At 59.7% G+C, this 24,394-nt stretch carries 25 protein-coding genes; 20 read left to right on the top strand and 5 right to left on the bottom strand.

Going from position 1 to position 24,394, the window contains the following annotated elements:
• From D1Y84_RS00070 to D1Y84_RS00155, 18 genes are all read left to right on the top strand, one after another.
• Positions 1 to 270: a VirB3 family type IV secretion system protein gene (locus tag D1Y84_RS00070; protein ID WP_124846704.1), complete on the top strand. Its 270-nt coding sequence runs from the start codon at positions 1 to 3 to the stop codon at positions 268 to 270.
• Positions 251 to 2,608: a VirB4 family type IV secretion system protein gene (locus D1Y84_RS00075; protein WP_124846705.1), complete on the top strand. Its 2,358-nt coding sequence runs from the start codon at positions 251 to 253 to the stop codon at positions 2,606 to 2,608. The genes D1Y84_RS00070 and D1Y84_RS00075 overlap by 20 nt, the downstream gene beginning before the upstream one ends.
• Positions 2,605 to 3,423: a TrbG/VirB9 family P-type conjugative transfer protein gene (locus D1Y84_RS00080; protein WP_124846706.1), complete on the top strand. Its 819-nt coding sequence runs from the start codon at positions 2,605 to 2,607 to the stop codon at positions 3,421 to 3,423. Before D1Y84_RS00075 ends, D1Y84_RS00080 begins: the two co-directional genes overlap by 4 nt.
• 1 nt (position 3,424) lies before the next feature.
• Positions 3,425 to 4,660 carry a TrbI/VirB10 family protein gene (locus D1Y84_RS00085; protein WP_124846707.1) on the top strand — a complete coding sequence of 412 codons (1,236 nt, stop codon included), beginning with the start codon at positions 3,425 to 3,427 and terminating at the stop codon, positions 4,658 to 4,660.
• A 10-nt stretch (positions 4,661 to 4,670) separates the two neighbouring features.
• Positions 4,671 to 5,453, top strand: coding sequence for a hypothetical protein (locus D1Y84_RS00090; RefSeq protein ID WP_124846708.1), 783 nt, complete (start codon positions 4,671 to 4,673; stop codon positions 5,451 to 5,453).
• A gap of 16 nt (positions 5,454 to 5,469) precedes the next feature.
• Positions 5,470 to 5,748 (top strand): hypothetical protein, encoded by a 279-nt coding sequence (locus D1Y84_RS00095; RefSeq protein ID WP_124846709.1) that lies wholly within the window; start codon positions 5,470 to 5,472, stop codon positions 5,746 to 5,748.
• A 15-nt stretch (positions 5,749 to 5,763) separates the two neighbouring features.
• Positions 5,764 to 6,660 (top strand): type IV secretion system protein, encoded by an 897-nt coding sequence (locus D1Y84_RS00100; RefSeq protein WP_124846710.1) that lies wholly within the window; start codon positions 5,764 to 5,766, stop codon positions 6,658 to 6,660.
• Between the two features lie 25 nt (positions 6,661 to 6,685).
• The gene (locus D1Y84_RS00105) at positions 6,686 to 7,441 is read left to right on the top strand and encodes a VirB8/TrbF family protein (RefSeq protein ID WP_124846711.1); all 756 of its coding nucleotides are present in this window, start codon (positions 6,686 to 6,688) and stop codon (positions 7,439 to 7,441) included.
• Positions 7,438 to 8,439 carry a CpaF family protein gene (locus tag D1Y84_RS00110; protein WP_124846712.1) on the top strand — a complete coding sequence of 334 codons (1,002 nt, stop codon included), beginning with the start codon at positions 7,438 to 7,440 and terminating at the stop codon, positions 8,437 to 8,439. The genes D1Y84_RS00105 and D1Y84_RS00110 overlap by 4 nt, the downstream gene beginning before the upstream one ends.
• Entirely contained in the window at positions 8,427 to 8,606 is a 180-nt protein-coding gene (locus tag D1Y84_RS00115) for a hypothetical protein (RefSeq protein WP_124846713.1), read from the top strand. Before D1Y84_RS00110 ends, D1Y84_RS00115 begins: the two co-directional genes overlap by 13 nt.
• A 50-nt stretch (positions 8,607 to 8,656) precedes the next feature.
• Positions 8,657 to 8,917: a ribbon-helix-helix domain-containing protein gene (locus D1Y84_RS00120; RefSeq protein ID WP_124846714.1), complete on the top strand. Its 261-nt coding sequence runs from the start codon at positions 8,657 to 8,659 to the stop codon at positions 8,915 to 8,917.
• A 201-nt stretch (positions 8,918 to 9,118) separates the two neighbouring features.
• Complete coding sequence (locus D1Y84_RS00125) at positions 9,119 to 9,505, top strand: hypothetical protein (protein ID WP_124846715.1); 387 nt, start codon at positions 9,119 to 9,121, stop codon at positions 9,503 to 9,505.
• The gene (locus D1Y84_RS00130; RefSeq protein ID WP_124846716.1) at positions 9,502 to 11,445 is read left to right on the top strand and encodes a type IV secretion system DNA-binding domain-containing protein; all 1,944 of its coding nucleotides are present in this window, start codon (positions 9,502 to 9,504) and stop codon (positions 11,443 to 11,445) included. The genes D1Y84_RS00125 and D1Y84_RS00130 overlap by 4 nt, the downstream gene beginning before the upstream one ends.
• Before the next feature lie 24 nt (positions 11,446 to 11,469).
• A complete protein-coding gene (locus D1Y84_RS00135; protein ID WP_124846717.1) occupies positions 11,470 to 11,751 on the top strand; it encodes a hypothetical protein in 282 nt (93 codons plus the stop codon).
• A gap of 7 nt (positions 11,752 to 11,758) precedes the next feature.
• Positions 11,759 to 14,521, top strand: a complete 2,763-nt coding sequence (gene mobF, locus D1Y84_RS00140) for a MobF family relaxase (RefSeq protein ID WP_124846718.1) — start codon at positions 11,759 to 11,761, stop codon at positions 14,519 to 14,521.
• Positions 14,522 to 14,843: 322 nt separating this feature from the next.
• A complete protein-coding gene (locus tag D1Y84_RS00145) occupies positions 14,844 to 15,050 on the top strand; it encodes a hypothetical protein (RefSeq protein WP_124846719.1) in 207 nt (68 codons plus the stop codon).
• Between the two features lie 395 nt (positions 15,051 to 15,445).
• Positions 15,446 to 15,625 carry a hypothetical protein gene (locus D1Y84_RS00150; RefSeq protein WP_124846720.1) on the top strand — a complete coding sequence of 60 codons (180 nt, stop codon included), beginning with the start codon at positions 15,446 to 15,448 and terminating at the stop codon, positions 15,623 to 15,625.
• Positions 15,626 to 15,801: 176 nt separating this feature from the next.
• Complete coding sequence (locus tag D1Y84_RS00155; RefSeq protein WP_124846721.1) at positions 15,802 to 16,713, top strand: polysaccharide deacetylase family protein; 912 nt, start codon at positions 15,802 to 15,804, stop codon at positions 16,711 to 16,713.
• A 135-nt stretch (positions 16,714 to 16,848) separates the two neighbouring features.
• Here the strand turns inward: D1Y84_RS00155 and D1Y84_RS00160 are convergent, their stop codons facing one another.
• Positions 16,849 to 17,397 (bottom strand): DUF1643 domain-containing protein, encoded by a 549-nt coding sequence (locus D1Y84_RS00160; protein ID WP_124846722.1) that lies wholly within the window; start codon positions 17,395 to 17,397, stop codon positions 16,849 to 16,851.
• A 156-nt stretch (positions 17,398 to 17,553) separates the two neighbouring features.
• Here D1Y84_RS00160 and D1Y84_RS00165 point away from each other — a divergent pair, with 156 nt between their 5' ends.
• Both D1Y84_RS00165 and D1Y84_RS00170 read left to right on the top strand, forming a co-directional pair.
• A complete protein-coding gene (locus D1Y84_RS00165) occupies positions 17,554 to 18,225 on the top strand; it encodes an SOS response-associated peptidase (protein ID WP_124846723.1) in 672 nt (223 codons plus the stop codon).
• Between the two features lie 37 nt (positions 18,226 to 18,262).
• Positions 18,263 to 19,189 (top strand): Abi family protein, encoded by a 927-nt coding sequence (locus D1Y84_RS00170; RefSeq protein ID WP_124846724.1) that lies wholly within the window; start codon positions 18,263 to 18,265, stop codon positions 19,187 to 19,189.
• Between the two features lie 218 nt (positions 19,190 to 19,407).
• Here the strand turns inward: D1Y84_RS00170 and D1Y84_RS17745 are convergent, their stop codons facing one another.
• The 4 genes from D1Y84_RS17745 to D1Y84_RS00190 all read right to left on the bottom strand — a co-directional run bounded on the left by D1Y84_RS17745 (position 19,408) and on the right by D1Y84_RS00190 (position 24,318).
• Positions 19,408 to 19,611, bottom strand: a complete 204-nt coding sequence (locus D1Y84_RS17745) for a hypothetical protein (RefSeq protein WP_158615233.1) — start codon at positions 19,609 to 19,611, stop codon at positions 19,408 to 19,410.
• A 1,304-nt stretch (positions 19,612 to 20,915) separates the two neighbouring features.
• Positions 20,916 to 21,368 (bottom strand): hypothetical protein, encoded by a 453-nt coding sequence (locus tag D1Y84_RS00180; protein ID WP_124846726.1) that lies wholly within the window; start codon positions 21,366 to 21,368, stop codon positions 20,916 to 20,918.
• A gap of 349 nt (positions 21,369 to 21,717) precedes the next feature.
• Complete coding sequence (locus D1Y84_RS00185) at positions 21,718 to 22,110, bottom strand: hypothetical protein (RefSeq protein ID WP_124846727.1); 393 nt, start codon at positions 22,108 to 22,110, stop codon at positions 21,718 to 21,720.
• 1,224 nt (positions 22,111 to 23,334) lie between these two features.
• Positions 23,335 to 24,318 carry an AraC family transcriptional regulator gene (locus D1Y84_RS00190; protein WP_124846728.1) on the bottom strand — a complete coding sequence of 328 codons (984 nt, stop codon included), beginning with the start codon at positions 24,316 to 24,318 and terminating at the stop codon, positions 23,335 to 23,337.
• Positions 24,319 to 24,394: the final 76 nt, after the last annotated feature.

Genomic DNA, 24,394 nt, shown 5'->3' on the forward strand with positions numbered 1-24,394 from the left:
ATGGCGCTTACCGGGCGGGGGAAGCTTCTGCCGATCAATGGGGCGCTGAACGCGTCCCGGAAGAAGCTCGGCCTCGAGATGTCGGCGTGGATCGTGATCATCTTCGTCGGCGTCGTGGCTTTCCTCGCCGGGTACAAGCTTCTGGCTGTTGTGCTCGTTCCCGTACTCGCCGGGATCGCCTGGGCCATCAGCCGCAAACACCCCAAGATGTTTCAGCTCTGGAACCTCGGGTTTCGGCAGGGAAGCTACTATGACCCGCGCAAGCGATAAGCAAAACCCGTGGGCAGCAAAGGCCAGCGATGCGGCCGGCATTGTTCCGATTGCCCGTTTCGTCGATGACACCATCTTCGCGCTGAAAGCTGGCGGGTACGGCTGCGTGATGGCTTTCACAGGCGTTGACGAGGAAGGTCTCACTGATCGGGAGATCGACGCACGTGTCCGGATCCTTGAGGGCGCGCTCCGCGGGCTGCCAGAAGGCGCATGCCTCTACCAGTACGCCCGCATCCGTACCGGCTACACGCTGCCGCGCAGGAAAGGGAAGTACACCCACGCAGCCACTGAAGCCTTTGTCGACAGCCGGCTGTCGTTTCTCGCCCGCTCCGCAGGATTCCGCCGGTTGGACCTGCATTGGTGCCTGACGATCGAACCGGCGAAGTCGAAGCTGCCCGGCAAGCCCAAGGAGAACGCGCAGGAGACAGCGCGCATGCTTGTGACGTTGCAAAAGGCCGTCAGCATCCTCGTGGGCACGTTGGGCTCGGAGCTCGGCCTTCAGACGCTGAACCAAGACGCAACGCTGCAGTTCTTCTCGTACCTGTTCAACCTCGAGGACTGGGCAAGCGACATCCGTAGCACCTCGGCGCAGGACATCGACCGGCAGATCGTGCACAGCCCGGTGTCCTGGCATGCCGATCACCTGCGCGTCGGCCGCCGCCACGTGCAGGTTTACTCGCTGATCGGTCCACCAGCAGCGTCACGTCCCGCGCTCTTCTCGGAACTGCTTGCGCTCGACTGCGATGCGGTGCTGTGCAGCACCTGGCGACCCAAGTCAGCGGCAGAGGTGCGCAAGGAAGCCACAGCACAGGAGAAGTTCGTCGACTTCTTTAAGGCCGGCATCCTCCAGCGAGTGTCCGCAGGCCGGGACGCGGCGAAGCTGGAAACAGGAGCTGCTGCCAAGGCTTCGACGCTCAAGGTCGATTCGCTCGGCGGCGTGCTCGCGGACATCGACCAACACACCTGGGGCGAATACTCGCTGCGCCTGCTGATCGCCGCTCGCAGTGCTGAAGAGATCGCTGCAGTATCCCCCTCAGTCCACAAGGCATTTGTCCAGGTGCAGGCGCCGGTGATTGAGGAAACGATAGGCAATCTGTCAGCCTTCTACGCGATGTTTCCTGGCAACGGCATGTTCAACGTTTGGCCGGTGTGGCTCGCTGAGAACCACCACGCGCGCATGTCGCTGATCTTCGCGCCAAGCCTTGGGCACGTTCACTCCGCGGATCTGCAGGCCGAGTACCTGAACATCTTCGAGACGCGGACCAAGACGCCGTTCTTTCAGGATGCCTACGTCGATGGAGTTCGCGTGCAGCTCATCATCGGGCCTCCGGGTACAGGAAAGAGCATGCTAGCCAACCAAACGATTGCTCTCGATCAGAAGTACGGCGGCTTTACGTTCATCTTCGACATCGGCAACAGCTACGAGAGCTTGGTCGAGCTCTACGGCGGCAAGGTGGTGCGCATCGGGCTGGACGGCCCGCGGATCAATCCGTTTTCCCTGATGCCGAGCGAGGGCAACCTGAAGTTCCTGCACGAGTTCGTCAAGCTGCTGCTGCGCTCAGGCGGCGCGGCTATCGGCCCAGAGGATGATGACGCGATCTTCCAGTCCGTGCGCAATGTGTACGAAATGCCGAAGCACCTGCACCGTCTTGCGGAGCTATTCCTGCCGCGCCATCTCGATCGCTACCTCGAGAAGTGGAAACACGGCGGCGTCTACGGCGAGATCTTCGACAACGTCGAGGACTCGCTCGAGCTGAACCGGCTGCAGTGCTTCGACTTCGCCGGGATCTCGAAGCAGTACGGCGAGCTGATCGAGCCGCTGATGGTGTGGCTACTGCGGCGCATCGATGCCGTGGTCTACGACCCGGCGAACCTCGACGTTCCCAAGCACGTGGTGATTGAGGAGCTCTTCTCGAACATGAAGAACAAGCAGCTTCTTGAGGGCGCGCTCGCCAACATCAAGACGTCCCGCAAGAACTTGGGTGGCGTGACGCTGATCGGCCAGAGCGCGAACGACCTGGGCGAGAACGCCGAGAGCATCGTGAATTCGTGCAGCTCCTTCCTGTTCCTTCCCGACCGCACGTTCAGCCGGGATTACTACGGAAAGCTCTTCCAGATGACTGAGCAGCAGCTTGCGCTGTTCGAGAGCCTGCGCACGCGTGAGGCGCTGTACATGCGCCGCGATGGGCTCACCAAGGTGGTCACGTTCAACCTGGACCCGCGCAGTTATGCGGCGTTCTCAACCAAGCCGCAGGACCGCCGGCGCCGTGCCGCGCTGGTTGCACGCTACGGGCTGGAAGCGGGACTCGACCGCTTCGCAGCAGGAGAAACAGCATGAAGGTACTCGCAATCGCAGCACTGCTCCTGACGCCCGGCCTCTTCGCCGACGCAGAAATCCACCGCTTTCAGCCGAGTCCGCCGCGCACGGTGGTGTTCATGCAGGCCGCCGCCCCTCCGGTCATTCGCACCGGGGTATTGCAGTCGACGCTGATTGCGCTTCCGGCTGAGGAGAAGGTAGCAACCGTCTTCGTCGGTGACACCGAAGGCTGGGTAGTCGATGGAGGACACGTCGCCAGCCGGTACATCTCGGTCAAGCCCAAAGTGCCGAACGCCGCGACAGACGTACACATCATCTCGGACCACGGCAACGAGTACACGCTCGAGCTCCGCGAGGTCTCGACGGATGGCGACAGCCACTTCGATTCGAACGTGATCCTCTCGGCCGGCGACAAGGGCGCACAGGACAAGATCTCGCAACTGCCGGTCTTCCTGCCAGCTGCGGAAGTCGAGAAGGCCCGGGCAGATGCCGCCGCGGCGCAGGCTGCTGCTGAGAAGACGCGCAAGGATGAACAGGCGAAGGTTGAGGCCGATCGCGCAGCGTACCCAGCCAAAGTGCACTTCGATTACGAGTGGAACCACGAGAAGGGGCGCGAGCTCGGAATCCAGCAGATCTGGCGCGACGACAAGTTCACCTACATTCGCGGCAAGTTCCAGGAGACGCCGGCGCTCTACGAGCTGAAGGACAAGAAGGGAAGCCTGGTCAACTTCGACTTCGCCGATGGCCTCTACACGGTGCCTAAGCAGCTGGAAGACGGCTACCTGACGATCGGCAAAACCAAAGTGGAGTTCAAGCGCACCGGGGAAGGGAGCTGACATGCCAGAGCCCATCGAGCAGCACGCCACCGTTCCGGCACAGCCCACTCCAACAGCCCCCGTACAGCGCCTCAAGCCCGCATTGTGGGTGTTGATCGCTTTGATCGCTATCGTCATGGTTGCAAATGCCGTTCGCGCGACCTCCAGCAAGAAGCAGGCGCAAAGCGCACTCACACAGCGGCCGGCGAGCGTCAGCCCCCAGCAGGTTTCGAGCTTCGAGACCCAGCAGAATCTGGAGGCGAAGCGTGACGCCATGCTCCGCATGCAACAAGCCGCGGCACAGAATGCGATGGGAGGCCCACAGAGCGACATTCCCGGCCCTGAGGCAGATGGGGCCGCCCCGATGACCGCCGCGCAGAAACAGGCGATCTATGGCACCAGCGCGAATGCACCAGCAAAAACTTCGACTGCGTCTGAGGCAGCCGCCGAGGCCAAGCAACGCCGGCTTGCCCGTGAGAAGGCCGCACAGGACGCCCGCGACAGTGACACAGTCGCAATCGACTTCGCCCGCCCCGCTCAAGCGGCAGCAGGACCCGCGCCAGCGGAAGCAGCGCCGGTGATTCAGCAGGCGCCAGGCACAGAACTAGCGGCGGGGAAGAGGGCCGCCGACGATCCAGCCAAAGCGGTCTCTGACCCAATCGACGGGTACGACGGCAAGCTGTACCGCGTTTTCGAGGGGACTGTCTTCGAAGGAGTGGTCACGAACCACATCAACGGTTCGCTGGCAGGGCCCATCCTCGTGATGCTGACCACCGATTACTACTCGCACGACCACCAGCAGCTTCTCTTGCCCCAGGGCACGCGGCTGATCGGCGAGGTGCAGCCGGTGAGCAGCACGCAGCAGGCACGGCTCGCAGTCGTCTTCCACCGGGCCATCTGCCCGGACGGTTTCACCGTGACGCTCGACAAGTTCGCCAGCCTGGATCCGCTCGGCACCAGCGGGCTGTCGGGTCACGTCGACCACGGCTACCTGCAGGCGTTCGGCGCTGCGGCGGCAATCGGCGGCCTGGGCGGTCTCGCGCAGATCGGCAACAGCGGCAGCATTCTCACCCCATCGTCCGAGATCCGCAACGGCATCTCCGAGCAGTCGGCAGAGGAAGGCGAGCAGGTGCTGAACCACTTCCTCAACCGCTTGCCGGTGATCACGCTCAAGGAGGGCAGCCGCGCTCGCGTCTACATTGGCCGCGATCTGCTCATCCCGTCCTACGCCAGCCACCACGTAGACCCCACGTTGTAAGGAGCCCTGCATGAAGCTTTCACCCAAGATGAAGCGCAACATCCTCCTCGGGGGCGCGCTGTTCGCTTGCGCCTCCCTGCCAACCTTCGGGCTGTTCGGCATAGGCGACATTGTGTTTGATCCGACCAGCTATGCGAGCCTCGTCTCGCAGCTGACCACGTTGCAGCAGCAGTACACGACGGTAAAGAACAACCTCACCCACTTCTCCGCGAAGTCGCTCTGGCAGACCGAGAAGATGCAGCTCGAGAACCTGAACGTCGCCAGCCTGTTCGGGGAGACCTCCGGGTGGGGCGTGGCGCTAAATACGAACAACATCGGCACCTCGCAATCGGCGTGGAAGATGGGAACGGTTGCCGTCAACACGCCGACGAACCTGGCCGGGCAAACGCCGGGCGCGAGCGCAGATTTGGCACAGCTTGCGATGGTCGAGGTGAGCGATTCGGTATCGCCTACCTGCATGACTGCCATCGGGCAGTACAACCAACAGCGGACGACGAACACGACAGCGCAGGCGTCGCTGCAGCTCAACCAGCTTGATGTGACGGCCGCGACGAACTCCGAGGTGCAGCAGCTCAACCTTGTGAACGCCGCCATGCAGCAGGCAGCGACCGAGGCGATGGCGCAAGGGGTAATTCACTCGTGCGTTGCCGCACAGCTCACCATCGCCAACATGCAGCAGCGCAACACCGCGGCGCAGCAGCTGAATGACACAACCTTTGTGGCCGCCCAGCGGGCCGCCAATCCATCAGCCCCGGGCGGTGAGTCGACCACCTGGGACAGCTACCTGCCGTAAAGGAGACGCAGACGCCATGACCTCAGCCATAAACACGAAGATCCTCATCGCCATCCTTGCCGCCCTCGCGGGCCTCGCTGCCACGGCCGGGGTGATGCTCAAGAACCAGGCCGACGCCCTCGCGCTGCAAAAGCGGCAGGCGGCGGCTCAGCTTGCCGTCTATAAGCACGACCAGCAAGTAGCGGACGCGCAGGAGAAAGCCCGCAAGGATTACGAGGCGGCGGTCGCAAAGCGCAACGCGCAGGGCAGCGCACCCGGCCACGAATCGCACACCTGGCAGACGTACCTTCCCTAAAGAATCGAGCACACGATGAACCCGGCCCTTCTCGCGCAGACCCTCACAACCGACACCACCTACGGCTCCGTGAACTGGCTCTACCAGTTCACCAACAACCTGACCGATCTGACGACGCAGCACGCCGACGTGCTGACGAGCCTGGGAACGACGGAACTCAGCTTCATCGCGCTCTTGATGCTCGTCGGTTTGGTTATGGAGTGGAACTTCCGGGGAATGGCCATTGGGGGCTATCATCACCCGCTGCACGTCGGGGATCTGATGCGGTTCTTCCGAACGCTGCTGATCTGCTCGCTGATGGAAACGTACTGGACAACCCCGATGCCGGGTGCCTCTTTCGGGCTCGCGCACCTGTTCGCATACCTGGCCCAGGTCATCGTTACGGCATTCGATCAGAACTCGCTCAACACGTTGACCCAACTTCTCAACGACGCGTCGCAGAACACTCCCATGCCTTCAGGCTTCGCGGTTGCTGAGCATATCTGCTACTGGCTCGTGGAACTGATGATGGCACTGGCAAGCGGCATCCTGTTCTATCTCAATTGCTCGTCGTTCATCATGTACGGCGTGACGTCGCTGTTTGGACCGCTCTTCATTCCTTTGATGATGGTGCCATCGCTGCGCGGAATGTTTCTGTCCTTCATGCAGACGCTGCTGAGCTTCGGGATGATCCGCGCGGTCGCAGGCGGGTACATCTTCATCTGGTCGGGCTTCCTAATGGCCTTCATGCAGCGCGTGTTCAACGGCAACTATTCGATCGCGATGTGGGAGGCGAACTGGGTCGGCGTTGGTGCTGTCTTTGTCGCTTTTTTCGTCAGCCTCGCTGGCGTTATGAAGCTCACCCAAGACATTTTTGGCGGCAGCGCAAGCTCCGCCAGCGGCCTCGGCAGCCTTATGAACAAGGTCATGTAATCAGCCACTACGGAAAGGAACATCCATGAGCACCCTTCAGATGCCGACATCGGAGCGCCTCACCCCGAAGCAGGCCGCGGTCCAGGATCACATCGGGAACGCGGTCTATGCCGCCCACTATAACGAGCGCAAGACGGCGCGGATCATCATCGGCGGACTATCACTGCTGCTGCTGGGAGCTATGGGCACGATCGCAGCCTTGGCGAGCAGGCCGAGCGTGAACCGCTACGTCCGCATCGACGAGATGGGGCGCGCCCAAGCGATCCAGTACAGCGATCTGAACTACTCGCCGCGCGAGGGCGAGATCCGCACGTACCTGACCGATTGGGCCAACTACCGATTCACCATCAACCGCGAGACCATCGCCAAGAAGTACCCGCTCAACTACTACTTCCTCTCGCAGCAGCTTTCCGCGCAGCTGATGAACGAGGACAACGCCAACCACCTGGTGTCACAGGTGCTGACAGGCCAGGAAGAACAGAGCGACGTGGAGGTGCGAAACGTCACGATCACCAGCATGGCGACAGAGCAGGTCGCCGGCGCGAACATCGCCAAGGGCACGGCAGTAATCAACCTGGACCGTGTCTACAGCGCCCGGCAGTCTCAGCAACCGCGCACCGAGCACTGGGACGCGAACGTAACATACTACCTCAATCCGAAGCAGGTCAGCGAGCAGGCGAAGCTGTTCCCACAGTTCGAGACGATCAATCCACTAGGCCTCACCATCACTGCGCTGGTGCAGAATCGCGAAGGCGTCGAAGCGGCGCCGGTGGCACGATGAGCAGCTTCGAGCGCATCCTGCCGTACTTCCCCGAAGAGGTACAGGCACTCATCCTGGACTCGACGATCAGCGACCTGATGATCAACGGGACCACCGGTGTGTTTGCAGACCGCGGCGGTGTCATGACCCGGGTGCCGATCACCCAGGCGCAGTCCGAGCTGCAGCTTCGCGTTGCGATCGAGAAGATCGCGCGCGTGCTGGGACAGGACATCACAGCGCAGAACCCCATCCTCAACACGCGCCTGCCCGATGGCTCGCGTGTGGCTGTAGTGGGCCCACCAGCAGCCATCAACGGCCACACCTTGACGATCCGGAAGTTCAACCGGTGGTTCTCGTCTGACGAGCTTGTCGCATCCGGAAGCATGCCGCGCCTGGTGCGCGATCACGTCGTCCAGCTCATCGCCCAGCGCAAGAACGGACTCATCAGCGGTGGAACGGGGTCAGGCAAGACGACCACCATGAAGGCGTTCCTCGACCACGTGCCGATAAGTGAGCGGCTGATCCTAATCGAGAAGCCGGCCGAGCTCAAACTTGCACATCCGAACGCAGTCCAGTGGGAGGTTGTGGATGCCATCCAGGGGCAGGCAGGCGTCACCGCAAGCGAGCTGCTGGCTGCCGCGTTGCGTCACCGACCGGATCGCATTGTGATGGGCGAGATCCGCGACGACTGCGGCTATGACCTGCTGCAGGCGATGAACACAGGCCACGGCGGCACCCTCTCGACGATCCATGCGTCGTCTGCCGTCGATGCGCTCGGGCGATTGGCGAATCTCGCGCTGAGTGCACGCTCCAACATCAACCACGGCTTCATCCGCAGCGAGACAGCAGCGGCACTGGACTTCGTTCTGTACTGCGAACGTGCTGCGAACGGTAAGCGCCAAGTGCGCGAGCTGATCGAGGTCCGAGGCTACGACCAGACCACCCAGAGCTTCGCTGTTGAGACGCTCTACCACGTCAACGCACCAGCACTGATCGAGGAGGAAGTATGCGCCCTGTAGACAGCAACACGCTTTGCATCGACTGCGGCAAGCCCGCACTGGAGCGTAGCGCAACAGAGGCGGCAAAGCGCGAGGTAGGCATCAGCGGCATCTGCGGCGTGTGTTGGGACAACATGCACGGCGTTGAGCCCGAGGACGACGACGAGGACGACTGGCAGCCGTTCTAGACACACGCCTCTCCACTCACCAGCTCATCACCAACCCACAGGGAGACACCATGGCATTGCTGAAGTTGAAGACCAGCACGAAGGTTCAGGCCACCATCAGTATCGACAGCGAGACCGCTGCGAAGCTCGACCACTACGCCGCAATGACGCACGCACCCGCTGACCAGGTGATCGAAGAAGCGCTCGAATACTTGTATGGGAAGGACAAAGACTTCATCGCTTTCCTGCAGAAGCAGGGTGAGAAGTCCGCGCCGGTTTCGCTCAAATTGAAGCAGAAACCTGTGCCCGCGAAGACCACGAACGATGCCTAAAAAGACATGGTGGGGTGGCAGATTGGAGATCGTGCTGCGCACGAGGGGTTGATTGACACTCCACCCCTTTCAGGACATGCAGAAATGCGCAGCTTCCATAATCCCCCAAACTATAGATGGCAAACGGTTTACAGGATCACGTATCACGTTCGTGGGACGGCGTGTAACACGAAAGTGAGACATCAATCTGAGGTGAAAAACATGGCAGAGCGCGCACTGAATCTCTCTCAACGCTTGCGGCCTTCAAACAACCGCGGGCTCCGCAACAAGTTCGTAAATGCACGCGTTTCGGTGGATGAGTACAGCCAGTTTGTGAGGGCAGCTGAGCGCGAAGGAAAGATCTTCGGCGAGTGGGTGCGGGATACATTGGTCACCGGCTCCACGCAAAAGGTGAGCCTGCGAGCGATCTTCACCGAGGTCATCGCAACGCGGCTTTTACTAAACGAAGTTCTCAAGCCAATCGTCACCGGCAAGCAGCTCACCCCGGCCGAGTACAACGCCATCGTGCAGCGGATCCGCACCGAAAAGTTCGAGGCTGCCACAAACGTGCTGCCGCTCTACAACGACCCACTCGGGGTCAAGGCATGAGCACCTGGGGTCGCAAAGAGACGGTGGTTTGGCCGCCGCACCAGCCGATCTACAGCTACGGCGCCGTGATCCTCAGCCTGGTGTGCTGCCTGGTGTTCGTGGTTCAGCACTACTACTCCAAAACACCAGCGGAGCGGTACTACGCGGCTGACTACGCGCGCGCAAGCGCCGGGGCGATGGCGAACCAGCACGGCAAATACCGACTGCTGATGATGACCGGGCCGAAGCGCACAGCGCACATCGTTGAGGACGGAGACCTGGGCCAAGGACCTTGGGGTTTTGGGTTCGGACCATCGGACTCGGCCAGGGCTGCCGGGTACTCGGGTCTGACACTTGCCGCACCGGCGCAGTATCAGGACGCAAGACTGGCAGCTTGGTTCCGTGCTGCCGTTTTCCACGGCGACACCATGTTGAGCGCTTATGCTCTCAGCCTGATCGAAGGCGGCGTGGTCCTGATCGGGGCGCTTGCACTTTCCATGCCGGCTGACGTGCGGCGCTTCCGGCAGATGAAGTACGGGCGTCTGCTCAAGGGCCCGGTGATGCTCACACCCAAGCAGTTCAACGATGAGTTGAAGGGGAGCGGCCTCGGCATCCGGACGCTCGAGCAGAATGAGATCCTGCGCATCCCGGCTGAGGCCGAAGCCAAACACATTCAGGTGATGGGCGACACCGGAGCAGGGAAGACCACGCTGCTGTTCCAGATGCTGTGCCAGATCCGCGACCGCGGGGACTCGGCCATCGTTTACGACCCGGCCGGCGAGTTCACGGAGCGCTTTTACGACGCGAACCGCGGCGATGTGGTGCTCAACCCTCTGGACGCTCGGTGCCCGTACTGGACGCCCTCGAGCGAGATGCGGAACCCCGCAGAGGCGACCACGATCGCCAAGTCGCTGTACCAGCCGACCAACAAGCAAAAGGGCGAGTTCTTCACCGAGACCCCGCAGAAGATCTTCGCGCGCTTGCTGCTGTATCGGCCCACGCCGCGCGACCTTGCGGAGTGGATGGCGAACCCGGACGAGATCGACCAGCGCGTCGAAGGAACGCCCATGAAGGCGATGATCGCCAAGAGTGCGCAGCAGCAGCGCAGCGGCGTGCTCGCATCCCTCGGGCTCGTTGCTGATGGGCTGATGATGCTTCCGACCCGAGAGGCTGCCGAGCGCGAGTGGAGCGCGGCGCAGTGGGCCGAGAAGCGCCAGGGCTGGATCTTCCTCACCGGCAAGGAAAGCGAGAAAGAGTCGCTGCGGCCCCTGCATTCGCTCTGGATCGATCTCTTGATCCTGAGGCTGCTGGACAGGCCCGAGGAAGGCCAGAAGCGTGCGTGGTTTGTCCTCGATGAGGTGGCGAGTCTGCAGCGCTTGCCGCAGTTCCACGAGGCGCTGACCAAGGGTCGTAAGGGCAACAACCCGATCATCTTCGGCTTTCAGGGCAAGGCCCAGATCGAGGACACGTACGGGCAACTTGCCGAAGTCATGCTATCCCAGCCAGCGACTAAGTTCATCCTGCGCACCGATGAGCCGAAGGCGGCGAAGTGGGCGAGCGAGTTGATTGGGGAACGCGAGATCGAGCGGGTACGCGAGACAGTCTCAAGCGGGAAACGGCAGGGCAAGAGCTTCACGATGGACCGCCAGGTAGAACCGCTTGTGCTGCCTTCTGAGATCAAAGGCCTGGCCGACTTGCACGCATTCGTGAAGACAGGGAACCACGTCTCCCGTTTCCGCTTCCCGCACGTTTCTATGCCGGTGATTGCGAAGGCATTCGAGCCTCGAGAGAAGGGGCAGGAGACGCTCTGGTTAGAACATCCGGGTGCGGCAGAGGAGGTCCACCCGGCCATCAGGAATGCGGTGCGCACGCCGGCAGAACCGCTGCCCGTTTCGCCCGCCCCGCTACCTCTCGATCCAGAGGAAAACAGCGACGAGCTCGTGGGATCCGCAGGGCTCTAAACCAACACTCTGAAGGGGAGCAACATGCCAGCCAATCAGATCGACGCACGACGCGAGCGGTACGCAGCGCTTACCGCGGTAGTGGAGAGAACAGAGCAGCACGCCTACACGTGGGTGCAGGAGAGCGGCAACATCCAGAGCTACCGCCACTATGACACCGGACGTCATCTGCACATCGACGACGCCGGACAGTTCTACAACCAGAAGCGCGAGCCGATCGCGAAAGAACTGGCGCTTGAGCATGCCCGCGGCGCCAGGGTGGACCACCGCCAACAGGTTGACGAGGAAGCGGGGCTGCGCCTGTGAGCTCCTCATGCTGAACATCTCCAAAGCGCTCGAAGCAGGGCAGGCGCAGACCTACCATCAGAAGGAGTTTGCTTCGGCGGAGGCGAACTACTGGGCAAAGGGCGCCCCAGCGTATCAGGGCTGGCAAGGCGCTCTTGCCGCAGAGATGGGGCTCGAAGGTTCCGTCTCAGCTGAGCACTTTGCGCGCCTCACGGAAGGCCAGCACCCACAGACAGGCGAGCAACTCATCCGGCACAAGACGTCTGCGGCGTACACGACGCAGGCAGGGAAGACCGTCACGCCCATGCAGCACCGCGCCGGTTGGGATGCGACGTTCTCAGCGCCCAAGTCGGTGTCTCTCGTAGCGCTCGTGGGAGGTGATGATCGCGTACGCCTAGCGCACCGCGAGGCCGTCTCGTCGGCGCTCGCTCAGCTTGAGCAGTACACCTATGCGCGCCTGGGCGGCAGCCGGCAGGCAGAACAGACAGGCAAGTTCGTGGCAGCGAAGTTCGAGCACGACACCGCGCGCCCGGTCGACGGCTACGCAGCGCCGCAGCTCCACACGCATGCCGTGATCTTCAATATGACCAGGCGGGACGACGGAACCATGCGCGCGGTTGAGTCGCAGGGACTGCACGACACCCAGGGCTTTGCAACCGCGGTCTATCAGTCGGAACTGACCTACCGTCTGCGCGAACTGGGCTATGAGATAGAACCGGGGCAAAGCGGTGCGCCCGAGATTGCCGGCATCAGCCGCGCGTACATCGAGGCTTCGAGCCCACGCAGCCAGAAGATCAAGGAGTACATGCAGGAACATGAGCTGGAAGGCCCGGCGGCTGCGCAGATCGCCGCGTACACAACGCGGCAAGGCAAGATCGAGCTTGAGCCCGCCGAGGTATTGGCAGCGCACGCAAAGATTGCAGCGCAGCACGGGAATGAGGCCGACAAGGCTACAGCAGCCGCCCAGACGCGCGGCTCGCTCCGGCAGGATGCAGCAGAGGCACGCCAAGCGCCTAAACGCGCGCACGAGGCTATCAGCTACGCGCGGGACCGCAGTTTTGAGCGAGAAGCTGTCGCCGACGAGCGAGACCTGCTACGCGACGCGTTGCGGCACGGTATGGGACATCTGCGCTACCGGGAAGTGCGGCCAGCGTTCGAACAGCGCACCGCAGCCGGCGAGTTCCGCGAGGTGCAAGCCAGAAAGCATGAATCCGGTCGCAAACTGACCACGCCGCAGACGATCGCGCTTGAGCAGGCATCGGTCGCCCATGTCACGCAAGGCCCACAATTTGATCCAGTCCTCAGGCCAGAGGCCGCAGCCGCACACGTCGCCAGCAATGCGCAGCTCAATCAGGAACAACGGCAGGCAGTACAGGAGGTGCTTACCTCTCCCGATCGTGTGCATGGGTTGCAGGGGCTCGCAGGAACCGGTAAAACCACCACGCTGCGCACGATCCGTGAGGCGGCCGAGCGGCAGGGCTACTCAGTTGAGGGCTTCGCCCCAACGTCCAAAGCTGCGGGCGAGCTCCGCGCCGCGGGCATCTCTGCGACGACGCTGCAGCGATTCCTGACACGCGGCGGAGACAAGCGTCAGACGCAGGATCCGGACGCGCGCCGGTACTACATGCTGGATGAGTCGAGCCTCGCAAGCACCCGGCAGATGCAGGACTTCCTGGCGAAGATCGGCCCGCAGGACCGGGTACTGCTGATCGGCGATACCCGTCAGCATCAGGGAGTAGACGCGGGCAAACCCTTCGAGCAGATGCAGGACGCCGGCATGCGTACGTCCCGGCTGGACACCATTGTTCGACAGCGAAGAAACCCCAAGCTGCTGGCGGCGGTCGAGAAGCTGTCGCAGAATGAAACCCGCAAGGGCATCAGCATGCTCGCTGAACAGGGCCGCATCGCACAGGTTGAGGACCGCGACGAGCGTATCCAGGCGATCGCAAAAGCCTACGCGACCCAGCCGGAGTCGACGATCATCGTGTCCCCGGACAACGCCAGCCGCCGCGCCATCAATGCAGCGGTGCGCGAGGAGATGCAGCAGCGCGGGCTGCTCAGCAGGGAAGACACACAGCTACCGACGCTCATCCCGCGCAACGACATGACCGGCGCCGATCGTAGCTGGGCTTCGCAGTATCGACCGGGCGACGTGCTGCGCTACGCCAAAGGAAGCAAGAAATTGGGCATTGAGCGTGGCGGCTATACGAGCATTGAGGCGGTCGATCGGGCGAAGAACCGGATCAGTGTCAGGACCGAAGATGGCCGTCTGCTCAACTACGATCCGCGCCGCGTCAAAGGCATCGCCGCCTATCAGGGGATCAGCCGCAGCTTCGCGAGCGGCGATCGGATCCGGTTCACAGCTCCGAACCAAGCTATGGGACTGGCAAATGGCGACATGGCGACAATCCAGCGTATCGACGGTGACCGAGTCGTTGCAGCACTGGACGCGCCTGCAGGCCAAGAACGGCGCGCAGTGACCTTCGACGCAAAGACCATGCGCCACTTCGACCATGGCTACGCCGTGACGAGCCACAGCAGCCAAGGCGTGACAGCCAAGCGAGTCTTAGTGAACATGGACACCCAAGCCAACCGGAATCTGATCAACACACGGTTCGCCTACGTGGCTGTCTCGCGGGCGGCAGAGGAAGCGCAGATCTTCACCAACGATGGAGCTTCTCTCGGTCAGCGGCTCAGCAGGGACATCAGCAAACCCGCCGCTGTGGCATTCACTCAAACTTCCACTCGCCGAAATGAGCAAGCTCAGTTCAGAGAAGGCTTGAGCCTTTGAAACCAAGTACACTGGCCCGCATGATCGAGATCCGAATCATTGACCAGAACGGCAATAAAGAAGACCAGCAAATGACAACAGTACCCAGAATTGGGGATCTCATCACTAGGACTCTCAGTTCAGGGGGAGGCCCTTTCAATCTTCACTTTTTCAGGGTTGAAGATGTTGAGCACTCGCTGGACAACGGTGCTGTCAGAATATTGATTAGAGATGAGATAGATCACAAGCGATGGCCTGGATAGTACAAGCGAAACTCCCAAGGAGGCGAAAGTAGACACTCCGGACTTTCGCCTAGACTTCGCTTTTCCGGTACACTCCAGCCATGAGCTTTCACGGCGCCCCGACGCGCCTCGCCATCGTGGTGGCCTGCAAAGGCTGCCAGAAGGCCGTTCCGACCGGCGAGCGCTCGATTCCTGACAACCCGATCACGGTCTGCTGCCCATCTTGCGGCGAGCACCGCCGCTACCGGCCCACCGAGATCTACGAGGGACGCATCTCTTTTGGGCTGATCCAGAGCGGCAAGCGGTGAGGGGAACCAGAAGCCACTGGCATGCCGGCTGCCAGAAGTGCCGCCAGCTCGTGTTTGTCGCCTCCGCCAACGGGGAGACGCCAGTGCTACCAACCACGGCACAGCACGCCCTCTGCCCCTATTGCCTACATGCCGGTAGCTACGAGCCTGCCGTTCTCGTCCTGCATTCGGGCTACGGGACGATTTACTACCCGCCAGAGCGCAATCTCACGGACACCACTCTGCTCATCGCCGGCTTTCTGGCAGCCATCAAGCTCGCCAGGGTACCTGAATCCGACACCGGAGCAAACAGCCCTAGGGTCCTTGCCACAATCTCAGAGAGCACCCGGTTAGCCAGGGTGATCGTAGACAAGCTGCCGAAACACTGAAACTCAGGTCCACGAAGGAGACGAACCATGGAAGCCGAAGACCTCTGTCGCAAAGACGAAGAGTGCGCTGACTATGAAATTGGAGTCGAAGACCATCTTTCCGGAGTGCCGTTCGTCGAGGACCAGACGGACTCCTGGAAGCGCGGCTGGAACGCCGCAAAGCACGATATCGAACTTGAGAACGCAGATGAAGAGGTTCAGTTTTAGCGATCTCGCAATTATGACAACTGCTGGGATGTACCACGCTTCAGAGAGCGCCCTCTTTCCAGGGAATTCGGTAGTGCTGGCGGTAATCGGATTTGTAGGTACTAATCCGGTGTTGTGGACTGTATTGGTGGATTAATTGGGCTAAGCACTAGCTTTGTACTCTTTAGAATGGCCACATGCGCACCATCGTTATATGCGTCCTTGTCTTCACCGCAGTTTTCAAAGTAAGCGCACAGAAGCCAAATCTACAGGTGGCCATCACCTTTGACGATCTGCCCTCCACCGGTGCGGCTCCGCCTGACGTGACCCGTGCGCAAATCATCGACTCGCTTCTCGCTACACTCAAGGCAGAAAAACTGCCTCCCATTTACGGCTTCATTAACGCTCACACCCTTGAAGGAATGCCCAGCGGGCCCGCCATTCTGCGCGCCTGGACGGATTCTGGGAACTTGCTCGGCAGTCACACATATTCGCATCCGGATCTCGAGTCGATCTCTGCCGCCGACTTCGAAGACAACATCCTCAAAAACGAAACAGCTCTAAAGATCTATGCAGGCAAGACCGACTGGCACTACTTCCGTTACCCGTTCCTGCACGAAGGCGAAACTCTGGAAAAGCGGCAAGCCATTCAGTTCTACCTCAAGGAGCATGGCTACAAGACCGCCGAAGTATCGCTGGACTTCGAGGATTACTTGTGGAACGACCCGTATGCGCGGTGTGTCACCAAGAATCAGATGGCCAAAGTCGACGCGCTGCATGACAGCTATCTCGCCGCCGCCGATCAGTTCATCGACATTTACCGCTCGTTATCGAGCCGGCTGTATGGGCACGATATTCGGTACGTGCTTCTTCTGCATGTGACCGCATTTAATGCCAAGATGCTGCCTGATCTCATCGCACTACTCCGCGAACGGGGCTTTGCCTTCATTTCGCTTCAAGACGCGCTTAGAGACCCCGCATATTCGATCGACCCCACCATCGGCTATCCGGGTGGTGGAGCCATCGAGGAAACGTTAGCCGCCGCTAGGAAGCTCGCCTTTCCACCGGCTGTAAAGCCGAACGAGTGGCTGGATAACACCTGTAAATAGACCGACTCAATCCCTGGTCCTCATAAAGGCCTTTGTTTTGACTCGCGACATCCAACCCCTACAAAACCGTTCAGCAATAGCCAAGGTTGTGAAGAGCTCACTCCAGCCAAGTCGGGGCCAGCTGATCGTTAAAGTTTAAGAAGCTGCCACCCTCCACATTTGAGGCTGGAGATCTCCGCGAAGATAAAGCGGGTGTCCTGGGGTGCCATCACTACACAACTGCAGGACGTGCGGCAAGCACCTCCGGCTCAGCTTCCTTGCCACCTCTTTACCCCGCTGCTGCAGTAGCTTGTGCGGCTTTCCATACGCAAAGACCGTGAGCGATGCCTGGCTCGCCATCTTGAGCAAATGGCGGTCGTTCTCCGGGCCGATGGGGTCTTCAACCTCCATGAGCCGTCGCTGATCTGTGGCCCGGTAGGCGAATGTGTTGCCGACAAGCAGCGTTCCGAATCCCCAAGCCACTGCATACCGCCGGCATTTGGCCACGGTTGGGTCATCGAACTGGGGTTCGGCTGTCGACGGGTTCATCATCACAAACAACACCGCAGGCAAGCTCTCGTCCCAGCAGCGCTCCAGGCGGTAGCGGTACTCTTTACGATCTCCGCCAAACACCGCAGACCCTTTCACGTGAGCCGGCAGCCGCAGCATGACCTTCCCTCCCGCGCTGTGCTCAGAAACTCCCATCCCACCCTCCTACAATGAAAACTGTCTACCGATGCCCTATTATCGGGATGAAAAAGCCACCAATGGTTGAAATAGCACCATTGCAGCCTTTGGAACAGGCCGCATCCTCCCAATGGCTGGAGCGAGCGCTCAAAATGCCAAGCTGGAGGGACTCCGATGTGCGGACGCTACTACCGGGCCGGGGACAAGCAGGAGATCGCTGAGCGCTTCCGTGCTGAGTTCTCAGACGACACGCTCTACGCAGCTCCTGGCTACAACATCGCGCCAACCACCACGCAACCGGTGATCCGCCTGTCGCGCGAGACGGACAGACGCGAAATCGTGCCCATGCGCTGGGGACTTGTTGGCCACAATTCCAGTGGGCCCGATCCGAAGCGAAGCACCTTCAACGCGCGCTCCGAGACGATCGAGAAGAGCCCGCTCTGGCGAGTCCCCTTTCGCCGGCGCCGATGCCTCGTTCCGCTCTCCGGGTTCTATGAGTGGCGCAAGCCGGAGCGTACCGCCTTCCGTTTTGGGCTGAAGGCTGAGCCATTGTTCGCTTTGGCCGGGCTCTGGGACGCTTGGCAGAACCCGTCTGACGGCTCGTGGCTTCAGAGCTTCACGATCGTCACCACAGAGGCAAACGAACTCATGTCCGCGGTGCATGATCGCATGCCGGTGATCTTGCGGCCAGCCGACTACACCCGATGGCTGGATCGCGAGAAGACTACCCAGCCACCGCTTGACCTGCTTCGGCCGTTCGATTCAGATCAAATGACACAAGCCCTGGCGCACCCCAAAGTAGGGAATGTGCGCAACCAAGGCCCAGACATGCTCAACAGTGCGTAAGAGCGGCTAATGTAGGCAGAACCCAGTTCGAGGATGAATGAACTACACCAAAGCAGCACTGACGTACGAGCAGCAGCTTGAGCTTTTAGAAAGTAGGGGCCTCTTAATCCCATCGAGAAGTGAAGCTCTTCATTGGCTGGAACTCATCGGCTACTACCGGCTGAGCGCTTACTTCATTCCATTCAAGGTGCATCAGGAGAACCGGTTTCTCCCGAATATGTCCTTTTCGATGGTGATCGACCTCTATCAGTTCGACGCTAAGCTGCGTCTGCTGATCATGAAGTCGGTAGACCTAATTGAAATCGCTGCAAGAGCTGCATTGACGTACCAGCTAGCGCACACAATCGGCCCTTTCGGTTATCTGCAGGCGTCGTCTTTCTCAACGCTGATCCCTTCACCCGGGGCGGGCTTTCCAGCTCAGGGGTTCGACCATAAGGACTTCCTAGCCAGGCTGCAAAAAGAGATCAGCTTGTCGAAAGAGGACTTTGTCGCACACTACTTCAAAACCTATACAAGCGAGCCACACATGCCCATCTGGATGGCGACAGAGTTGCTCACCTTTGGAGTGGTCTCAAAAATGGTGGGTGAGGTGCCGAAGAGTACCCGCAAGCAGATGGCCAGACCATACCGGATTTCCCAAAGCCAATATGTCAGCTGGATCAGGTGTTTAGCCTACGTCAGGAATGTTTGCGCTCATCACGGTCGCCTCTGGAATCGTGAATTGTCCATCAAACCTGAATTGCTCAAGGAATGGAATGTGCCGGATGCCGAAGCTGGCAGGCTCTACAGCGTTTGCTTGGTCCTCTTCCATTTGCTCGGGCGCATTGATCCCAGCTTTCTATGGAAAGAGGCCCTCGAAGAGCTCATCGCGCGCCACCCAACCGCGAACTTGACGGCGATGCGATTCCCCCTCGATTGGCAGACCCAAGAGCCTTGGCAACCCGCCCCGCGACCCACAAAATAGGCCCAAACGCAGAATACCCGCCAATTTCAGCTTCTCCGTTTCCGGTCGATAGGCTTGGCGGGTCTGTTAATTCTGAAGATATTGAATGAACGAACCGTTGTCAACAAACTATAGAAGCTATTGAAACTACTTGTTCCACTACAGGAACAACCCGCCAAACACTGGGATACTGGAGATTGTCAGTAACGCGCATGGAAAAGCAAACATCCAGCCGCCGCCTACAGCGGGTTCTTCACTGCCCATGCGGTCGAACCAAGATCCACGCCCTGGGTCTTTGCAGTACTTGCTACACCCTGAAACGGCAGGACAAACAGCGTTTTGGAGGACATCGGGAAGCTGTTTTGGCTCGTGACAGCTACCGTTGCTGCATTCCTGGCTGCACCACTCTGAAGCGAGGAAAGCGATCGCTTGCGGTACATCATAGGGTCCCTGGCTGCAGCGACCCCAAGCTGATGCTGACCCTTTGTCTTCCGTGCCATGCAAAGGTGACTCGAACCCGGCTCGTCCGAGCTGACTGGCCTGCCCTTCTTCGCAAGTTGTGGCGTGAGCAGCACCCCGATGGACACGAGCAAATTCATCTGAGCTTCTGCGTGAGCCACTCGCGCATTGAGGCCCCCATCCTTCTCTTCGCGAAAAGCTGAATTTCAAAGCTTTTTGGCAGACTCATTGACGTCGCGAGCAAATATCAGTTCCTGTCCGAAAGATAGGAAATGGTACGGTGCGCGACGTTGTGATCTCAAGCATCGAGAGGCCTGACATGCATGTCGATTTCACTCTTCCACTACCACTTGCCGACCTCTTCATCGATATGGCTTCCGCCGTTATCGTAACTTTTTGCTTTCGCGCATGGGACAGATACCGCAGCTGAGGCATACTTCAGCTGCGGTAGGCGTCAGGAACCCTAATGCTGAAGCCGATGCTGTGCAGGCGCCAGAACCTTCGCTCGGCTATGCTTCACACACGACTGCACGGAGATATGACATGGGGTTTGGGGATCGGCTCTTATTTTTCCTGGGCTCAAAGATACGTCACTGAGCTCATCACCAGCCAAGGAGGCTGTTCGACGACGACAAGGCCCCTTGCTAGACGTTGCGGGGCCGGTTCCCTCGCCGATGACTGCACCCCGCACACGCGGCGCCAGCTCAGAACATGGCGCTAGGATGTACACAGCTTTGAGCCGGCAACTCTCAGGACCCCTGGGGAATGTGGTGCAGCAACATCTTCTGGAGTCCTGCTCACGGAATCCCATCACACGCGAACTTACCCCAGCGCTCATCCTCTACATCCAGGACGAAAGCCTAAAGGGCAAACGAGCCAAGAGCATTGCCACAGGGATTTTGCGTGAACTACCCGGTATGGCCGAGAGCGAAGCTCAACAGATCGCTCAAAGCGTCGTTGCAATCGCCAGCTTGTCCCTCGAGAGGGCCCGCGCTGAGGAACTAGGACTTCACTGGTACCAATGGGAGGCGGCCGGGAATAGTTGCGTGCACAAGTCCCACGGGGCGTTGAACATAGCCCTTGTTCGCTGGTCTGATCCTCCAGCACCAGAAAGCTTAATCGGGAAAATCTCAACTGATCGCTGCCATCCTGGCGAAGCCGTAAGGTGTCTGTGCGTCCCATTGCCAATCACTGACCTGCGAGAGGTTTCCTGGCCAGCGAAGGTGTTCTGGCAGGGCCGCCTCGAGAAGATGAAGCGCAGCCAGTTTCGAGCGATTTGGGGGCAAGGCTAGAAGCTCCCATCCGCCACCTGCAGGCAGGTCACGCCAGCCTCACGATACATCGCAACCATGCGAGCCCGATCCTCAAAGACCAGGTCGACGGGAAAGCCTTCTTGCCTCGCTTCTTCCAACCACTCCCGCTTGAGCACATCATCGTTGCGATGATCCCCGACCTTTCGAAGCAGCAGCAGCTTGTGCGGGACGTCCATGAGCGCGAGCCATGCTTTCGTGGCCTCTCTCACCGAATCGCACCGAGCTGACCAGATCTCGACATCATGGCCAGCTGCGAACATCGCTCGCGCGATCGCAATGATCTTCTCGAGCGGCTGATCCTTAGGGCAATCCCGGAAAAACGCGTCCCAGTCCTTCGGACCGTCGCCTTTAATGTGGTGGAGCCGGTGAGAGCAGTCGGCAAGGGTGCCGTCCAGGTCAAAAACTACGTGCATGGCAAGATTCCCCATCTTCTTCTTCCTTGAAGGCCATTTCCCTGCCCTGTACATTTAGCACAACCACCGTTGTGGCTAGTGTCTTTTAGGCAAATGGGCGTACCAAACGACGACATGTTAATGATCTGTCGCGTTTTCGTTGGCCGAATCGTTGCCAGGCTGGACGCGGGTGCAGGACAGGCGAAGCGCGCAGTGACCTTCGATGCAAAGATTAGTGGTGTCTTCGAACTCACTCTGACCAACAGAAATTGGACGCTGGGCCTCTCAACGGATCGCCAAAGTGGATGACGCCGAACCCAGCACGACGCCTTGCGGTATCTTCGTCCGAGCTAAGAAGTCAAAGTTCGCCAACCTTGGTGAGCCTTTACGACGCTAGTTTGGCTTTGCGCAGGCTGAGGCTCCGCTTCAAAGAGCGTTCTGACTGCTTTTGCAGTTCGGAAGAGCGATGAGTTTCCAGTAGCGCACGCAATTCGCCAGACGGAGCTTCCAAAGCGGGCGTGAGATAAAACATGGCAATTCGTAGCAGATCAGAGTAGGAGAGCTTCCAACGTTGCGCTGCTTCCTTCATACGCAGGTAGTGTGGCAGAGGCATTTTGTACGTCACGCATTGCAGGGGCCGCTTCGGTTGAGGCTGTTCAATCGCGAGCAAAATACGACGTAGTAGAAGCTCCTCGGCAGAGATGGCATCTTCTTGGTCGAACAATGGCAGCGCACGATGTTTAGGCATCTTGGTCCTCTCTCGCACCAGCTTCTTCACTGTTCCATTTTACTGTGAGCCAGTGCGCACACGGACCAGCCAACATGCAAAAGCAAAGCGCTGAAGTGCAGGTGGTCCGTGCATAGAATTGCGTATGTACAGCCGCAAATCCATGTCTTTAGGCTGGGCGTATATGTCCTGGGAATAGCTGAGCCCATAGTCTCGAACTGTGGGCTTGAAGGTGTCATGGCTAAGCAGCTCGCCAGCACCCAGCCTGGTGCGATTGTTGCTGTGCGTCTCCCCGGCGTTTATGCCGGATGAGGCCGTTACCCAGAACGTCATCGTGAACCCCAACTTTGCGAACGGGCAATTGAGTCAGGCCAAGTGCTTTACGGACCCATTTCGGAGGGTGCACAGGCCACTCCCGCACGCTTGCGCCGATCGGGAAGACTATGTCACTGAGCTCACAGTGAAGGGGGATGCCGTCCTCACGGAGCTGCTTACAGCGGACGGCACGACGCTGGCCGACGGCAGGGAACTCAATACTGGGGCGAGTTGAACGTCAAGCTTCCAGGCCTGGACAACATGACCCCGGAAGATGTGAAGAAAACCATCGACATCGTCGTTGCCGGCCCCTCACGCCTTTGCCGTCGAGAACAAAATCATCAAACTCGGCATGAGCTCAGACGCGGTAAAGAGGATGCTTGGAGACTCAGACAAGATCGTCGATCTCGCGGCCAAGCAGGTCTACGTCTACAAGGACTTAACGCTGGTTTTCTAAACGGCCAGGTCTCTGACGTCCAGTAAGGTGTTCGTTTTAAGCCATGCTGTCTTTACGTAATGTAATTTGGTCGCCGTTAGGGCTAAGGGGATGTGGGAGGCGCGGGTACTTCCGGCGCCTTCCACGGAACGGTGTAAGGGTGGTACAGCTTCACCGCTACACGCTTTGCACAGTTCCGGCATTTCCGCAGCGCATGCAGGTGATTTCGCTTAAGGATGCGTCATGGCTGTAAGAAAACGCTGGTTTGGCTTGAAGCTCATCGGAACTGGATTGATGCTCTTTGGAGCCTCACGTCACCGCTGAAGGCGCGGTCTGCTTCGGCGTCCTCCCCGTTGCCATTGTCGTGACGCTATTGGCCCGGGAGGCCCGAAGCGTGAGGTACTCTCTTAGCCCTGTGTGAGGTGGATCACTTCCCACTTGCCGACTTGTCGGTACCAATTGGATATCAGTGAGCGCATCGGCGATTTGTCGCTCATAGAGATCACAGCTGACGAGAACGGTGTCTATTGGGACTGACTATGGTCTTCCAATCCACGTTTGAGGTACTCCCCTGGGCTGGCTCCAACCACTCGCTTGAATGCCTTACTGAAGGCCGCATCAGACTCGTAACCGACTAACCGAGCAACGTCGACGTGCTTCTTGTCACGTCGTTCGAGTAGCCGCATCGCCTTCTGCATTCGCCACCCTGTTACGTATTCCAACGGTGTCTGTCCGAGCAGATCTTTGAAACGCAGTGCGAATCCGGATCGAGACATGCCCGCTGCTTCGGACAGAGACTCGACTGTCCATGGCGCGCCCACTTGATCGTGAAAGGCGGTCAGGGCAGTGCCGATGGGAGGATCGAATACCGCCCGAAGCCATCCTTGTTTGCGCTCTGGTTCCGTCGCTATATACGCCCGGAGCACCTGGATAAAGAGAACCTCGGCGAGGCGGGTCGCGACGATTTCAGACCCTGGCCCCTGGTCTGCCATCTCCGTCGCTAGAGACTGCATGGTGTTGTGAAGAGCGAACGTGCGTGCCTGATCGGCCTTGATCAGAATGAAGTTTGGTAATAGCTGAGTGACGGGTTTCAGGCTGGCACGGTCGAAGCTGAGAGACCCACAGACGATGGTCGTTGGTGCGCCGCCGCCTCCGCAGTGAGCTACGTTGCTCTTGGCCTTGGCCGCGACCTCGCGAAAAGTCGACTTTGGTGAGGTGCGAGGGCTGTCGCGCATGACGATTGAAGTGTCACGGGCAAGCAAGATGAAATCGCCTCCGGTGAGTGGAATCGTCTCCTTGATGCCTTCGACGTTGAGCCAGCAATTGCCACGCGAGAGCATGGCGAAGTGTGCCAACTCTGCCGGTGGCCGATTTTTGCCGGTAATCGGCGGCTTCTCTTCGTTCTCCACCCCTCCTCCCTTGAGTCCCCACGGGGCTGTGGCTTCGAGCCTGTGCTGACCGAATGCGGTTACGTGCAGCGTACGAAATACGTCTGTTATGGGATCCACTTGTAGCCTCCTTGTTTGGACGAATAGACAAAATATTTGGACTTGCGGGCAGATCCCGTCCTCTTCAAGAGGAGTC

It is taken from the genome of Acidipila sp. EB88 (assembly GCF_003858395.1).
GTDB lineage: Bacteria > Acidobacteriota > Terriglobia > Terriglobales > Acidobacteriaceae > EB88.

Excerpts from the sequence above, each read along its gene's own strand:
- D1Y84_RS00070 (WP_124846704.1), top strand. The coding sequence starts at position 1 with ATGGCGCTTACCGGGCGGGGGAAGCTTCTGCCGATCAATGGGGCGCTG.
- D1Y84_RS00075 (WP_124846705.1), top strand. The coding sequence starts at position 251 with ATGACCCGCGCAAGCGATAAGCAAAACCCGTGGGCAGCAAAGGCCAGC.
- D1Y84_RS00080 (WP_124846706.1), top strand. The coding sequence starts at position 2,605 with ATGAAGGTACTCGCAATCGCAGCACTGCTCCTGACGCCCGGCCTCTTC.
- D1Y84_RS00085 (WP_124846707.1), top strand. The coding sequence starts at position 3,425 with ATGCCAGAGCCCATCGAGCAGCACGCCACCGTTCCGGCACAGCCCACT.
- D1Y84_RS00090 (WP_124846708.1), top strand. The coding sequence starts at position 4,671 with ATGAAGCTTTCACCCAAGATGAAGCGCAACATCCTCCTCGGGGGCGCG.
- D1Y84_RS00095 (WP_124846709.1), top strand. The coding sequence starts at position 5,470 with ATGACCTCAGCCATAAACACGAAGATCCTCATCGCCATCCTTGCCGCC.
- D1Y84_RS00100 (WP_124846710.1), top strand. The coding sequence starts at position 5,764 with ATGAACCCGGCCCTTCTCGCGCAGACCCTCACAACCGACACCACCTAC.
- D1Y84_RS00105 (WP_124846711.1), top strand. The coding sequence starts at position 6,686 with ATGAGCACCCTTCAGATGCCGACATCGGAGCGCCTCACCCCGAAGCAG.
- D1Y84_RS00110 (WP_124846712.1), top strand. The coding sequence starts at position 7,438 with ATGAGCAGCTTCGAGCGCATCCTGCCGTACTTCCCCGAAGAGGTACAG.
- D1Y84_RS00115 (WP_124846713.1), top strand. The coding sequence starts at position 8,427 with ATGCGCCCTGTAGACAGCAACACGCTTTGCATCGACTGCGGCAAGCCC.
- D1Y84_RS00120 (WP_124846714.1), top strand. The coding sequence starts at position 8,657 with ATGGCATTGCTGAAGTTGAAGACCAGCACGAAGGTTCAGGCCACCATC.
- D1Y84_RS00125 (WP_124846715.1), top strand. The coding sequence starts at position 9,119 with ATGGCAGAGCGCGCACTGAATCTCTCTCAACGCTTGCGGCCTTCAAAC.
- D1Y84_RS00130 (WP_124846716.1), top strand. The coding sequence starts at position 9,502 with ATGAGCACCTGGGGTCGCAAAGAGACGGTGGTTTGGCCGCCGCACCAG.
- D1Y84_RS00135 (WP_124846717.1), top strand. The coding sequence starts at position 11,470 with ATGCCAGCCAATCAGATCGACGCACGACGCGAGCGGTACGCAGCGCTT.
- mobF (WP_124846718.1), top strand. The coding sequence starts at position 11,759 with ATGCTGAACATCTCCAAAGCGCTCGAAGCAGGGCAGGCGCAGACCTAC.
- D1Y84_RS00145 (WP_124846719.1), top strand. The coding sequence starts at position 14,844 with ATGAGCTTTCACGGCGCCCCGACGCGCCTCGCCATCGTGGTGGCCTGC.
- D1Y84_RS00150 (WP_124846720.1), top strand. The coding sequence starts at position 15,446 with ATGGAAGCCGAAGACCTCTGTCGCAAAGACGAAGAGTGCGCTGACTAT.
- D1Y84_RS00155 (WP_124846721.1), top strand. The coding sequence starts at position 15,802 with ATGCGCACCATCGTTATATGCGTCCTTGTCTTCACCGCAGTTTTCAAA.
- D1Y84_RS00160 (WP_124846722.1), bottom strand. The coding sequence starts at position 17,397 with ATGGGAGTTTCTGAGCACAGCGCGGGAGGGAAGGTCATGCTGCGGCTG.
- D1Y84_RS00165 (WP_124846723.1), top strand. The coding sequence starts at position 17,554 with ATGTGCGGACGCTACTACCGGGCCGGGGACAAGCAGGAGATCGCTGAG.
- D1Y84_RS00170 (WP_124846724.1), top strand. The coding sequence starts at position 18,263 with ATGAACTACACCAAAGCAGCACTGACGTACGAGCAGCAGCTTGAGCTT.
- D1Y84_RS17745 (WP_158615233.1), bottom strand. The coding sequence starts at position 19,611 with ATGATGTACCGCAAGCGATCGCTTTCCTCGCTTCAGAGTGGTGCAGCC.
- D1Y84_RS00180 (WP_124846726.1), bottom strand. The coding sequence starts at position 21,368 with ATGGGGAATCTTGCCATGCACGTAGTTTTTGACCTGGACGGCACCCTT.